The organism is Heliomicrobium gestii, assembly GCF_009877435.1.
Classification (GTDB): domain Bacteria; phylum Bacillota; class Desulfitobacteriia; order Heliobacteriales; family Heliobacteriaceae; genus Heliomicrobium; species Heliomicrobium gestii.
Genome location: NZ_WXEX01000014.1, coordinates 48,786 through 61,879, shown reverse-complemented (window position 1 = coordinate 61,879; position 13,094 = coordinate 48,786). Strand labels below are relative to the sequence as shown.

Here is a 13,094-nt window from a genome sequence, read left to right as displayed (position 1 = left end):
CCCCGGTGGTTTTTTCTACATAAGCCCATTCAATCCCTTTTATTTCTAAATAAAGAAAAAATAAACTTCGCTAATCAAGGACTGCTTGTCGGCGCAAAGAAACAAAGATGGAAGCGCGATGACGTCAGTTTCGGTAACCTGGTTGGGGAAAGAAGCGCTTGTATAGATCGAGTTGATAGGGCAGCCCCATTGTATCGCTTTCACCGGCGATCGTCGCCCCATCGGAAAGGGAATTGAAATCATGGCGATGCAAAAACCCCCAGCAGTATTCTTCGGCAAACCGGCGGAGAAAGCCGCTCTTCTGTCGCTGCTCCCCCTGCCATTGCCGCAGGTCGCGGCGGAAGGCGGTTCTATCGAAGAGGAGGCCCTCATAGCGGCGGCGGCAGAGGCGCCAGAACCGCTGCGGGAAGATCAGCAAGGCGAGCAGGACGGGGTATTCGTCGGGGTGTAAGGGGGAAGTCTCCTCGTAAACGGACAGGATCCGCTGTCCCAGCGAAAAAGACCAGCGGTGGCTGCGCAGCGTCCGGTCAAGGAGACGGGCCACATCGGCGAGGCGCAGGTCCCAACGGCAGTAGTCAAAATCGATCAGGTTGGCTTCGTCCCGGTAATTGAGGACAAAATTGCGGGCGGCCACATCGCGGTGGACAAATGACTTTTCCGCGCAGGCTTCCGCCGCCAGGCGACGATACTGTGATTTATCGAGCACAGTCACCGCCAATTGGGCCTGCTGCACAGCCGCTTTCAACAGTTCCTGCTCCGCCAGCGTTCCCTCGTCCATGGCGGCATAGCGATTCAGATCAGCTGTTCGACCGGCCAGCAAGCGAGGCCACCGTTGCCAATGGGCGCGCCGGCGAGACAAGCCCGGCCCGTCAAAGCCCTTTGCGTACTGATGGAACTCGGCCAAAGTCGTTGTAGCCGCCGCGATATGCCCTTCCTCCAGAAAGTCGCAGGGACGGTCGGCGACCCAGTCGGTCAAGAACAACCAACCTTCGCCGTGGACATCCTGATGGGGGAGCCACCGGCGTCCTCGCCGCGCGGGGAGCAATTCGGGCGAGCGGGAAAAGCCTTCCCTGCGCAGGTGCTCCATGGCCAAGCAGATGAAGCGCAGTTTCCCCTCGTCATAGGCCACTCTTTTTAAACAGAGGGGGCCCAGGTCGCTTTCCAAGCGCCAGACAGGGGCCAGCCGCTGGATCGCCCGGACATGCAGGCCATACTCTCGCCAGATCATATCGACCAGTTGTTCCGCTGTCTCTGTCAACGGCTGCAACCACCTTGCCCCCTGCTCTTGCCTTTGCGCGATTTCGTTTTACAATATATGAAGAGCGGTCCCGAAGGGTCTGCAGAAAGGCGGGTGGGTCCATGGATTATGCCGGTTTCAAGGCGACACTCCAGCGGGATGTTTATGCTTCGGTCTATCTCATCTTCGGTGATGAGCCCTTTCTGATGGGCGAGATCGTCGAAACGTTGACGGACCGTTTCGCCAGTCAGCCGGGAGGCGAATTCAATATTGACCGCCTGGAGGGGGACGCCACGGCAGAGTCGATCGCCGAAGCGGCGCAGACACCGCCCTTCATGGCCGAACGGCGTCTCGTCATCGTCCGTGACACGCCGCTGTTGCGCGCTCCGCGCGGTTCTGACGGAACTGACGGGGAGGGAGCGGCGCCGGGCAAAGGCAAGGGGGCCAGCCGAGCCAAAGCGGCCGAGCCGGAGGCGCCGCTGTTGCACTACTTCGCCTCGCCGTCGCCGACGACATGCCTCGTCTTTTTCTCGCCTTCGGGTGTCGATAAGCGAAAACGTCTCTATAAAACCATCGAAAAGGCCGGACAGGCGGTGGAGATCAAGAAGCTGTCCGATTCGGACCTGCGGAATTGGGCGGCCCAGCGAGCCACGGCGATGCAACTGCCCTTTGAGGCGGAAGCGCTGCGCCTGCTTGTCGATCGTGTTGGCGACGATCTGGGCCGGCTGGTCCTGGAGATGGAAAAACTGCGCAACTTTCTCGGTGAGCCGTCGCCGAAGCGGCGGGTGACGCCGGAACGGGTGCGCCGCCTCGTCCCGGCCACGCCGGAAGACAATGTTTTCGCCATCGCCGACGCCCTCGGCGACGGCCGCGTTGACGATGCCTTGCGCATCGCCCGCGACCTCGTCCGCAACGGCCAGCACCCCATCCCGCTGCTCTTTTTGATCATTCGCCATGTGCGGCAGTTGTTGCGCCTGAAGGAACTGGCCGCCACAGGGTTGCGCAAGAACGATTGGGCGAGGGAGATGAAATTGCCCGCCGGGATCGTCCGCAAGCTGGAGAGCCAGGCCGATCGCTTTCCCCGGGAGGAACTGCGCCGTCTCTATCACCGCCTGACGGCCGCCGATGTGTCGATCAAAACGGGCGCCGGCGAGGCTCAGCAGACGTTGGAACTGTGCCTGCTCGCCTTTGCCGGGGAGGGGAGACCGCTGGCGAACCGAAGGGCATAGCGAAGGAAAAACAAAAAAGGGCATGACAAAAGGGAGACCGGTTGAACCGATCTCCCTTTTTAACACCCTTTAACGTACCATAACAACTGCCCGTCGGACAGTGGCGCCCTTAAACCGCAGCCTTGTTGAAACGCTTCGAGATACGGGACTTCTTCCGAGACGCCGTATTCTTGTGGATCAAACCTTTGGCGGCGGCTTTATCGAGAGCCCGGACAGCCTTGGCAAGGGCGGCGCGAGCATTGTCCACGTCGGCGGAGGCCAGCGCAGCTTCGAAACGCTTAAGCGTCGTCCGCAGCGCCGAACGGGCAGAGGCGTTCTTCAACGTCCGCTCACGGGCGATCTTGACCCGCTTGATCGCTGATTTGATATTGGGCACACTCCTCACCTCCTTGCCACTCAACAAAAGTCATTTTACCATGTGAAAGAGACAGATGCAAGAAAGACTTTGCGGTCCAGCCAGAATATGACTCGTTTGGGCGATGCAAAAGAAGTTGGTTGATGAATGAATTGGGCCGACGAGGAGAAACTATGGGAGAAACGTTCCAAAAAAGGAGGAACCAGCGCATCATGTTATCAATGGTCGTCCGTTTTCTCGTCTCCGCCGTCGTGCTTCTGGTGGCCAGTTGGTTTATCCCCTATTTTGTCATCAATGGCATCATCGGAGCCATCGTGGCCGCACTGGTCATCGCCCTGTTGGGTTACGCGGCGGAAGCCGTTTTCGGCGATCGGATCACCAGCATGCACCGTGGCATCGTCGGATTTTTGGTTTCCGCCGCGGTCATCTGGCTGAGCCAACTGTTAGTGCCGAATGCGATCAAGACCAGTGTCATCGGCGCTCTGATCGCCGCTTTGGTTATCGGCGCCATCGACGCCGTGCTGCCGACGCCGCTGACGCCAAAAGCGCTTCCCGGAGGAAAACGCTGAGGCGGCTCGATTCCCGTCATAGCCTGACACCCCCTGACATACCCATATATTGGGTGGGAAGGGGGTTTTTATTTTGTTCACGCGCCGGACAAACCCGTGGGGACGCTCCCGTCCGAGCCGTCTCTGGGTCATTGTCATCCTGATAACCTTTGTTCTGCTCGGTTGGATGTGGCGGACGATGCCCGTTGTTTGGACGTGGATCCCGCCTGTTGACATACTCAAGCTGGCCATGCCTGTTCTCTCCACGCAACCCCCGGCAAGCCCGTCCGATGGGCGCGACGGGGCGGGAACCGATGTAGAACAAAAACCGCAGCTAACGCCCAGCCGCTCCCAAAGCGTCCCCGGCGATACCCTGAACCGCCGGAACGACGGGACGCCGCCGCTGCAGGGAACGACGATGCAACAACCTGCCGCCGCGCCCGCCCGCCAGGCGGCCGACCCGGAAGGCGATGATTATCCTGATCTGGATATCCTTCGGGAGGATCCTCGCGGGATGTCCCCGTCCAACGGAGCAGAAAAAAAGCAGGAGAGTCCCGCTGGAATCCCTGCAACCGACGCGCCTTCGCCGCCTACAGGGGAACCGGATCCGGTGATCTTGCTCTATCACACCCATAACGCCGAAAACTATGGCGCTGACGATGGCGCGTCGCGGTTCGACGGGCGAAATGCCGGCGTCTTCACAGCGGGCAAGCGACTGGCAAGCCGCATGCAGGAAAAACATAAGCTGCGGGTGTTCCATTCCGACGTCATCCACGACTATCCATCCTACGATCTGGCCTATGCCCAGTCGAGAAAGACTTTGCTCGAGATGTTATCCCGCTACCCCAATCCCCTGGCGATCATTGATTTGCATCGTGACGCTGTGCCGGTCAGGGAGACGGTGACGATCGGTGGACGGAAGGCGGCGCGGATCATGATCGTCATCGGCACCGATGCGCGAGCGCCCCATCCGCACTGGAAGGATAACCTCCATTTTGCCGAGGCGGTGGCGGCCAAACTGGAGGAACTGGCGCCGGGGCTGTGCAAAGGAGTCGTCACCAAGGAGGGCCGCTACCACCAGCAGATGCATCCGCGGGCGTTGCTTGTCGAGATCGGCGGAGATCGCAACAGCATCGCCGAGGCGCAGGTGTCGGCGGAGATCTTTGCCGACGCATTGACCAAGGTGCTGCGAGAGAAGGGTTTGCTGCGGGAAGCGAAAAAGGGGACATAAAGGCGCCTTGAAGGGAAAAAGAGCCGATGTAGTAACTTTTTTTCACCTCTCCTCCGAGATGAAAGGGAAAGGCAGTTGTCAAAGCAAAAAAAGTTACTACAATAAGGGAGGGAGCCAACCAGGAAAGGGAGTCCGATAGTGAACCACAACGACAACGAAGGGCCGCCGCCTTCCCGCGGCGGACAACGCATTGCCAAGGCCGCCGGCTCAATCATGCTTGCCATGTTAATCTCCCGCATCCTGGGCTTTGTCCGGGAAGCGGTGATTGGCGCCAAGTTTGGACAGAATGCCATTACCGATTCCTATAACGCTGCCTTCGCCCTGCCGGATTTTCTCTATTTTTTGCTCGTCGGGGGCGCCCTCTCAACGGCCTTTATTCCCGTCTTCTCGTCTTATGTGGCGACGGACAAGGAGAATGACGGATGGATCGTCGCCTCCACCTTTGTCAATGCCATGATCCTGCTGCTCTCGGCCGGCATCATCCTCGGCGAGATCTTCACCCCCCAATTGATCCCTCTGGTCGCTTATGGCTTTCAAGGGGATACGCTGGAACGAACGGTCTTCCTGACGCGAATCATGTTCCCATCGGTCTTGTTTACCGGTCTGGCCGGGCTGGCCATGGGGGTGTTGAACTCCTACCAGCATTTCCTGATGCCCTCCATCGGGGCGATTCTTTACAACGTTGTCATTATCCTCTGCGGTTATTTTCTATCAGACACCTTTGGCATCGCCGCCTTTTCCATCGGCGTTGTCCTCGGCGCCTTTGTCAACTTCCTTGTGCAGGTGCCCATGCTCCTGCGTGTCGGATTGCGCTACCAGATGGTCATGCGCCTTGACCATCCTGGTGTCCTCCAGATCGCAAAACTCATGGGACCGGCTCTCCTCGGCCTGTCGATCGGCCAGATCCAGGACATCATCAACCAAAACCTGGCCTCCGCCCTGGAACCGGGATCGATTTCGGCCCTTCGCTGGGCGAACCGGCTCATGCAGTTGCCCCTTGGGGTGTTTGCCATCGCCATCTCGGTGGCCGTTTTTCCCAGCCTGACGAGCGCCGCTGCCCGCCGGGAATGGCTCGACTTCCGTCGAAACTTGTCACTGGGCTTGCGCACTGTTATCTACATCACCGTCCCTGCCGCCGTCGGCATGGCCATCCTGCGCGTCCCGATCGTACAGGTGCTCTTTGAACGGGATAAGTTCGATCATACGGCCACCTTGGCCACAGCCTCGGTGTTGCTCTTCTTTCTGATCGGCCTCTTTGCCCAGGGCGCCAACCAGTTGCTTCCTCGCGTCTTTTACGCCTTGCAGCGACCGTCGATACCGGTTCGGGTCAGCACGATCATCCTTGTCGTCAACACCGCCCTCAGCTTGGTCATGATTCGCTACTGGGGCGCCGAAGGGGTGGCCATGGCCTTCTCCCTCAGCGCCATCGTCGCCTTTGGCCTTTTCCTGATCCTGGCGCGGCGGGCCCTGCGATCCATCGACGGCGGCCGGCTGATGATGTCCCTGGCAAAAACCCTCACCGCCTCGGCGATCATGGGGGCTGTTATTATGGCGTTGCAGCAATTTATCGGCGCTCTGGTGGACATGACCACCCTGACGGGCCAACTGGTTTTGTTGACGATCACCGTGTCCGCCGGCGCCGGCGTTTATGCCCTGGCGACCTATTTAATGAAGATGGAAGAAGCGGATATGGTTGCGCGCACCTTCCTCAGCCGGTTTACGCGACGGTAGAGGGCCTACACCCCGCGGTGCAGGCCTTGCCTATTTTCAAAATGCAGCGATTGGCTGGCCGATTGTCGTTGTTTGCCCCCAGTGAAATGAGTTATAATATATTGCATATGTCTGTGCAATTGGCAAGGGAGGCTTTTCGAATTATGGGACAGGCGCAAGCCAACATTCGAAATTTTTGCATTATCGCCCATATTGACCACGGCAAATCGACCCTTGCCGACCGCATCCTGGAATTTACCGGGGCGCTGACGGAACGTGAGATGGAAGACCAGGTCCTTGACTCGATGGATCTGGAGCGGGAACGGGGCATTACCATCAAACTGCAGGCCGTCCGTCTTCAGTACAAGGCGAAAGATGGCCAGGTGTATACACTGAACCTGATCGATACCCCGGGCCACGTGGATTTCACATATGAGGTTTCTCGATCCCTCGCCGCTTGCGAAGGGGCGTTGCTGGTTGTCGACGCTGCTCAGGGCATCGAGGCTCAGACGCTGGCTAACGTCTATCTGGCCCTGGAGAACGACCTGGAGATCATTCCGGTCGTCAACAAGATCGATCTGCCCAGCGCCGAGCCTGACCGGGTCAAGCAGGAGATTGAAGATGTCATCGGCCTGGACGCCTCTGACGCCATCCTCGCTTCCGCCAAGGCCGGCATCGGCATCGAAGAGACCTTGGAAGCCATCGTCGCCAAGGTTCCGCCGCCGAAGGGCGATTCGACGTCGCCGCTGCAGTGCATGATCTTCGATTCTTTTTATGACGCCTACAAGGGCGCCATCTCCTATGTCCGCGTCGTCGAAGGCACCGTGAAAAAAGGCACCAAGATCAAGATGATGTCGACCGGGAAGAACTTCGAGGTAACAGAGGTGGGCGTGTTTACCCCGGCGCCGCGACAGGTGGAGCAACTCTCCTCCGGCGAGGTCGGATTCATTGTCGCCTCTATCAAAAACGTCAAAGACACCCGGGTAGGCGATACGATCACTGACGCCGATCATCCCGCCAAGGAACCGCTGCCTGGCTACCGCCAGGTGACGCCCATGGTCTATTGCGGCCTCTATCCCGTTGAAGGCGCCGATTACGAAGACCTGCGCGACGCCCTGGACAAACTCCGCCTGAACGACGCCGCCCTGATCTACGAACCGGAGACATCGGTGGCTCTCGGTTTCGGCTTCCGTTGCGGCTTTCTCGGCCTGTTGCACATGGAGATCGTCCAGGAGCGGCTGGAGCGGGAGTTTGACCTTGACCTGATCACGACAGCGCCCAACGTCATCTACAGGGTCAACCAGACCGACGGCGAGGTGATCCTCGTCGACAACCCGACGAAACTACCGCCGACCCAGAAGATCGAGACGATCGAAGAGCCCTATGTGAAAGCGTCAATTATGGTGCCTTCCGACTTTGTCGGCGCCGTCATGGAGCTCTGCCAGGAAAAACGGGGCTCCTTCATCAACATGGATTACATTGCCGGCCAGCGTGTCATGCTGATCTACGAACTGCCGCTGGCGGAGATCATCTTTGATTTCTTTGACCAGTTGAAGTCGCGCACCAAGGGCTACGCCTCGCTGGACTATGAACTGATCGGCTACCGCGTTTCCGAACTGGTGAAGCTGGATATCCTCCTGAACGGCGACCTGATCGACGCCTTCTCCATCATCGTTCACCGCGATCGCGCCTATAACCGCGGCCGGGCGCTGGCCGACAAGCTGAAGGACCTCATTCCCCGGCAGATGTTTGAGGTGCCCATCCAGGCCGTCATCGGCAACAAGGTCATCGCCCGTGAGACCATCAAGGCGATCCGCAAAAACGTTCTCGCCAAGTGCTACGGCGGGGACATCTCCCGGAAACGCAAACTGCTGGAAAAGCAAAAAGAGGGCAAAAAGCGGATGAAACAGGTGGGGAACGTGGAGATCCCCCAAGAGGCCTTCATGGCCGTCCTGAGTATCGACAAGTAGGACGGAACAACATGAGCGATCACCGGAACATCACGGAGCGTCAGAACCTGCCGGAGCGAGGGCACGCCCTCTCGGCGGCGCAACACCTGAGAGCAGGCTGGGGCGTCTACGTCCATGTCCCCTTCTGCCGCAGCAAGTGCGCCTATTGCGATTTTTATTCCCATCCGGCCGATAAAACATTCCGGATGGCTTACGGAAACGCCGTCATCGGCCAGATGGAAAGGGAGGCGGGCCATTGGCGCCGCCGCCTCCCATCGGGGCCGGCGACGGTTTTTTTTGGCGGCGGAACGCCCACCCTCCTGCCCGGCGCCGCCGGCGCGCAGATCCTGGAGACCCTGCGGCGCTGTTATGGACTGGACGAGCGGCGGGGGAGCGCGGAAACCCCTGCCGAAATCACCATCGAAGCCAACCCGGGGACCGTTGATGAGCGAGAATTAGCTTCCTGGGCCGAGGCCGGCTGCAACCGCATCTCCCTGGGCGTGCAGGCCTTTCAGCCTCGCCTGCTCGCCTTCTTGGGCCGCCGGCAGCGCCTTGCCGATGTGACCGAGGCCGTCGCTTTGGCCCGCAAAATCGGCATTGACAACATCAGCCTCGATCTGATCTACGGCATCCCCGGTCAGACCCTGGAAGATTGGCGACTGTCCCTCGAATTGGCCCTTGGCTTGGCCCCTGCCCATCTGTCTCTCTACAACCTCAAAGCTGAGGCGGGAACGCCTCTGGCTGAGTGGATGAACCGGGGCCTGGCAAATCCCTGTGACGAGGATCTTGAGGTGGAGATGTACGAGGCGGCCCGTCAGATCCTGAAGTCAGCCGGACTGGCACAGTACGAACTGTCCAATTTCGCCCGCCCTGGCCGGGAGTGCCGCCACAACCTAAACTACTGGCGGCGAGGCGACTACCTCGGCTTTGGCAGCGGCGCCGTCTCTGCCGCCGGCCTGCAGCGCTGGTCCTGGCCCGCTGACAGCAGCGCCTTTGTTCATGCCTTTCAAAAAGGCGAAACCTTCCTCCCTATCGAGGAGGAAGGTTTATCGGCGCTAGTGGCGGCCCAGGAGGCCATCATCCTCGGTTTGCGCACGATGAGGGGCGTCAGCCTGACGGCGGTCGCCGGCGAGTACGGCCTGGACGATACAACATTCGAAAAATGGCATAGACTGTCAGCAGATCTCTCCCGCCAGGGGTGGATAGACTATGATGGAACAACGATCTCCCTGGCGCCGCGCTCCTATCTGATCGCCAATGAAATCATGGCGCGCTATCTGGACTGAAAGGCGGCGGACTTCCCCAAGTATTGACAAGCGAATTTCGCGGTGGTATTTTTTACGGTAGAGGTTAGCACTCGCCTTCATCGAGTGCTAACAACGGGAGGTGTTCCGGGATGCAGATGAATGATCGCAAGCAGAAAGTTCTCTGGGCTATTATTCAAGACTACGTATCCACGGCGGAACCCGTCGGCTCCCGCACCATTGCCCGCAAGTATGACCTCGGCGTCAGTCCTGCCACCATCCGCAACGAGATGTCCGACCTGGAGGAATTGGGCCTGATCGAGCAGCCCTACACCTCGTCCGGTCGCATCCCCTCTGATTACGGCTACCGGTATTTCGTTGACTGTCTGATGGAGCGGGAGACCCTCAATCCGGAGGAACTCCAGAGGGTGCAACAAGCCATGTCGGAGCGTCTGCAGGAAGTCAACAGCATCATGCAGCAGACGACCAACCTCCTGGCCAAGTTGACCAACTACACCGCTGTCGTGCTGGGTCCCCAGGTGGGGAAGACGACCTTTCAGCAGATTCACTTTTTCCCGCTCATGCCGACGAAGGCGGTCGTTGTCGTCGTCACCTCAGCCGGTGTCATGGAAAACAAACTCCTTGACATCCCTGAGTCGATGACGCCGGAAGACCTGCAAAAAGTGTCGGCGTTGATCAACGAGCGCCTGCAGGGATTGACGATGGCTCAGGTCCGGGCGTCCCTCTGTTTGGAACTCAATGAGGCATTGAAGAAGCAAAAACAGGTGCTCTCCCGATCGCTCGAACTGATCGATGAAGCGTTGCTTGGCGAAAGCGAGGAACGGGTCTTTCTGGGGGGCACCATGAACATCTTCAAACAGCCTGAATTCAAAGATGTGGAAAAACTCCAGACCCTTTTGGGCATACTAGAACAACATCATACCGTGCGCGAGTTGATGCACGACAACCCCGAAGAGGGCATCCACATCAAGATCGGCACGGAAAACCGCCACGAAGGTTTTCGCAACTGTTCCATGGTCACCGCTTCCTACCAGTTGGATGGCGAAGTCCTCGGCGTCATCGGCCTGATCGGTCCGACGCGGATGGAATACTCCAAATCCATCGCCGTGGTGGAAGGCTTGACGGAACAACTTTCGGCGGCTCTGAAAAAAATGTTCAATCGCTAGAGGTTCTGAAAAAGGTAGGGGCTTTTTGTCCGCAAGAAGTCCCTATTTCCCTGCCTTTTCGGAAGAGACTTGGAGGAATCAGCGTTGAGTGTCAAGCAAGTGAGCAACAACACCGAAGTGGATGAACGATTAGCGGCATTGATGACCAACGCCAACGCCATCCGCGCCATTGCCAGCGCCGTCGAAGGCACCCTCGGCCCAAAAGGGCTGGACACGATGCTTGTCGACAAGTTTGGCGATGTGGTCATCACCAACGATGGCGTCACCATCCTGCAGTTGATGGAAGTCAACCACCCGGCGGCGAGGATGCTGATCAAGATGGCCCGCGCCCAACAGTCCGAGATCGGCGATGGGACGACGACAGCGACAGTGCTGGCCGGAAGTCTGATCAACGAAGGGGTCAACCAGGTGACCAAGGGCGTCCCTGTGTCCCGCGTGATCGAAGGGTTGAAGGCGGGCGTCAAAAACGCCGTCGAGATGTTCCAGCGCCATGCCCGTCCTGTCCGGGGCGTCATGGACCCCATGCTGGAGAAGGTGGCCCTTGTGGCCGGCCGAGAACACCAGGACATCGCCCGCCTGGTTGTGGAAGCGGCTCGCCTTGTCGGTGAAGAGAAGCTCCACGAATCGGGCTTTAAGCTCTCGGAGACGATTCGCGCCCGTGAAGGCGCCGATAACCAGGTTCTCTCCGGCGTGATCATCAATAAGACGCCCATGAATGAGGACATGCCGAAGAAGCTTCAGGACGCCACCGTCCTGATCATCGATGACGCCCTGGAACCGGAAGAACTGGAGGAAGAGGCCCTCGCAACAGAGGCAGGCTTCAACTGGTACCGTCAAAAACAGCAGGAATTCCTGGAGAATGTCCGCAAAATCGTCGCCCTCGGCGTCAAGGCGGTCCTTGTGGACCGGGGCGTGGAAGATATGGCAGAGGAGATCCTCACCGATGCCGGCGTGCTGGTCATCCAGCGTGTTGCCAGCAAGGAGTTGAGAAAGGCAGCCGAACATACAGGCGCCCGGGCGATCAAGCGCACAGGTCTGAAGCGCGATCCCGCCGATTTGACCCGCTACCTGGGCAAGGCAGGCGCCATCGTTGTCGATGAGAAGCTGGAGCATCTCTGTATCCTACAGGGAAGCGGCAAACCGGTGGCAACGATCCTCGTGGGCGCCGCCACAGAAGAAGTTGTCGGCGAGCGGGAGCGCATCGCCAGGGATGCCGCTTCGGCGGTGCAGGCGGCCATCAAAGGCGGTCTCGTTCCCGGCGGCGGCGCTGTCGAACTGGCGGTGGCTCGTCAGATGGAAGAAGTACGCCGTGAGACGCGCGGGATGGCCGCCTATGGCCTCGACTGCGTCGTGGCAGCGCTGAAGAAGCCCTTTTCTCAGATCATCACCAATGCCGGTTTTAATCCCCTGGAGAAGCTGGGCGATGTCATCGCCGCTCAGATGGAGCAGAACAGCGACACCCTTTCGATCAACTGCGACAATGGCGAGTTGGCCGACATGTGGGAACTCGGGGTCATCGATCCGGCCCATGTCAAGATGCACGCCTTGAAAGCCGCCGGTGAGGTCGCAGAGGCGATCCTGCGCATTGACACGATCATTAAAAAACGGGAAGAACGTCCCGATTCAGGCAGCAACCGTGGGGAGGGAGACTGGTGACCATCGAAGAGAAAAAGGATCATAACAAGATAGACGCGGAAGCCTCCGGGGATAACGCCGCTGTGAACCGTTCCGCTTCGGAAGCGGCTGCGGAGGCCGCCGGTCAGCCGGAAAAGGGCGCTGTCGCACAGGATGAAGCGACAGAGGCCGCAGTGGACGGAGACGATATTTCCCTTTCTGAGGAGGAGCGTCAGGCCGCCGCGGCTGAGGAATTCGGCCGATTCATTTCGGAAGTGGCCAAGACTCGGGAAGAACTCGATAAGGCCAAACAGGAGTTGCAGGATTGGGAAAACCGCTATCTCCGCCTCCAGGCCGATTTTGACAACTTCCGCCGGCGGACCCGTCAAGAAAAAGAAGAGTTGGGCACCTACGCCAACGAGGGACTCGTCAAAAAGCTATTGCCCGTTCTGGACAACTTCCAGCGCGCCCTAGCGGCCATGGAAAAGGCCGGTGCCGCTGAAAATCTGCTTTCCGGTGTGGCCATGATCGAGCGCCAGTTCACCGATATCCTGACCAAAGAAGGTCTCCAGGCGATGGAAGCCGTTGGCGCCGACTTCGATCCCCAGTCCCACGAGGCGGTCATGTTCGGTGAAGCCGATGAGCGTTTCGCCGACGGGATGATCATGGAGGAGCTGCAAAAAGGCTATCTCTTCAAATCGAAAGTCCTTCGGCCGGCGATGGTGAAAGTGGCCAAGGGCGGCTAGCCTTCAACATAGATCACCCAGAAGAAGCAATATCACGCCAACCT

At 58.9% G+C, this 13,094-nt stretch carries 11 protein-coding genes; 9 read left to right on the top strand and 2 right to left on the bottom strand.

What is annotated here, in order from left to right:
• Positions 1 to 124 precede the first annotated feature (124 nt).
• Entirely contained in the window at positions 125 to 1,267 is a 1,143-nt protein-coding gene (locus GTO89_RS14705) for a CotS family spore coat protein (RefSeq protein ID WP_161262849.1), read from the bottom strand.
• Between the two features lie 92 nt (positions 1,268 to 1,359).
• Here GTO89_RS14705 and holA point away from each other — a divergent pair, with 92 nt between their 5' ends.
• A complete protein-coding gene (gene holA, locus GTO89_RS14700; protein ID WP_161262848.1) occupies positions 1,360 to 2,466 on the top strand; it encodes a DNA polymerase III subunit delta in 1,107 nt (368 codons plus the stop codon).
• A 109-nt stretch (positions 2,467 to 2,575) separates the two neighbouring features.
• Here holA and rpsT read toward each other — a convergent pair whose 3' ends face one another.
• Complete coding sequence (gene rpsT, locus GTO89_RS14695) at positions 2,576 to 2,842, bottom strand: 30S ribosomal protein S20 (protein ID WP_161262847.1); 267 nt, start codon at positions 2,840 to 2,842, stop codon at positions 2,576 to 2,578.
• Between the two features lie 191 nt (positions 2,843 to 3,033).
• Between rpsT and GTO89_RS14690 the strand changes: the two genes are divergently transcribed.
• From GTO89_RS14690 to grpE, 8 genes are all read left to right on the top strand, one after another.
• A complete protein-coding gene (locus tag GTO89_RS14690; RefSeq protein ID WP_161262846.1) occupies positions 3,034 to 3,390 on the top strand; it encodes a phage holin family protein in 357 nt (118 codons plus the stop codon).
• A 73-nt stretch (positions 3,391 to 3,463) separates the two neighbouring features.
• On the top strand, positions 3,464 to 4,600 hold the full coding sequence (spoIIP, locus tag GTO89_RS14685) for a stage II sporulation protein P (protein WP_161262845.1): 1,137 nt from the start codon (positions 3,464 to 3,466) through the stop codon (positions 4,598 to 4,600).
• A 138-nt stretch (positions 4,601 to 4,738) separates the two neighbouring features.
• Positions 4,739 to 6,331, top strand: coding sequence for a murein biosynthesis integral membrane protein MurJ (murJ, locus tag GTO89_RS14680; protein WP_161262844.1), 1,593 nt, complete (start codon positions 4,739 to 4,741; stop codon positions 6,329 to 6,331).
• A 143-nt stretch (positions 6,332 to 6,474) separates the two neighbouring features.
• Positions 6,475 to 8,280: a translation elongation factor 4 gene (gene lepA / locus GTO89_RS14675; RefSeq protein ID WP_161262843.1), complete on the top strand. Its 1,806-nt coding sequence runs from the start codon at positions 6,475 to 6,477 to the stop codon at positions 8,278 to 8,280.
• Between the two features lie 11 nt (positions 8,281 to 8,291).
• On the top strand, positions 8,292 to 9,545 hold the full coding sequence (gene hemW, locus GTO89_RS14670; protein WP_161262842.1) for a radical SAM family heme chaperone HemW: 1,254 nt from the start codon (positions 8,292 to 8,294) through the stop codon (positions 9,543 to 9,545).
• A 110-nt stretch (positions 9,546 to 9,655) separates the two neighbouring features.
• On the top strand, positions 9,656 to 10,690 hold the full coding sequence (hrcA, locus tag GTO89_RS14665; protein ID WP_161262841.1) for a heat-inducible transcriptional repressor HrcA: 1,035 nt from the start codon (positions 9,656 to 9,658) through the stop codon (positions 10,688 to 10,690).
• Between the two features lie 84 nt (positions 10,691 to 10,774).
• A complete protein-coding gene (locus tag GTO89_RS14660) occupies positions 10,775 to 12,346 on the top strand; it encodes a TCP-1/cpn60 chaperonin family protein (RefSeq protein ID WP_161262840.1) in 1,572 nt (523 codons plus the stop codon).
• Positions 12,343 to 13,050: a nucleotide exchange factor GrpE gene (gene grpE / locus GTO89_RS14655; RefSeq protein ID WP_161262839.1), complete on the top strand. Its 708-nt coding sequence runs from the start codon at positions 12,343 to 12,345 to the stop codon at positions 13,048 to 13,050. Before GTO89_RS14660 ends, grpE begins: the two co-directional genes overlap by 4 nt.
• The last annotated feature ends 44 nt before the right edge of the window (positions 13,051 to 13,094 follow it).

Coding starts and splice junctions, on each gene's coding strand:
- hrcA (WP_161262841.1), top strand. CDS start 9,656: ATGCAGATGAATGATCGCAAGCAGAAAGTTCTCTGGGCTATTATTCAA.
- GTO89_RS14690 (WP_161262846.1), top strand. CDS start 3,034: ATGTTATCAATGGTCGTCCGTTTTCTCGTCTCCGCCGTCGTGCTTCTG.
- hemW (WP_161262842.1), top strand. CDS start 8,292: ATGAGCGATCACCGGAACATCACGGAGCGTCAGAACCTGCCGGAGCGA.
- holA (WP_161262848.1), top strand. CDS start 1,360: ATGGATTATGCCGGTTTCAAGGCGACACTCCAGCGGGATGTTTATGCT.
- lepA (WP_161262843.1), top strand. CDS start 6,475: ATGGGACAGGCGCAAGCCAACATTCGAAATTTTTGCATTATCGCCCAT.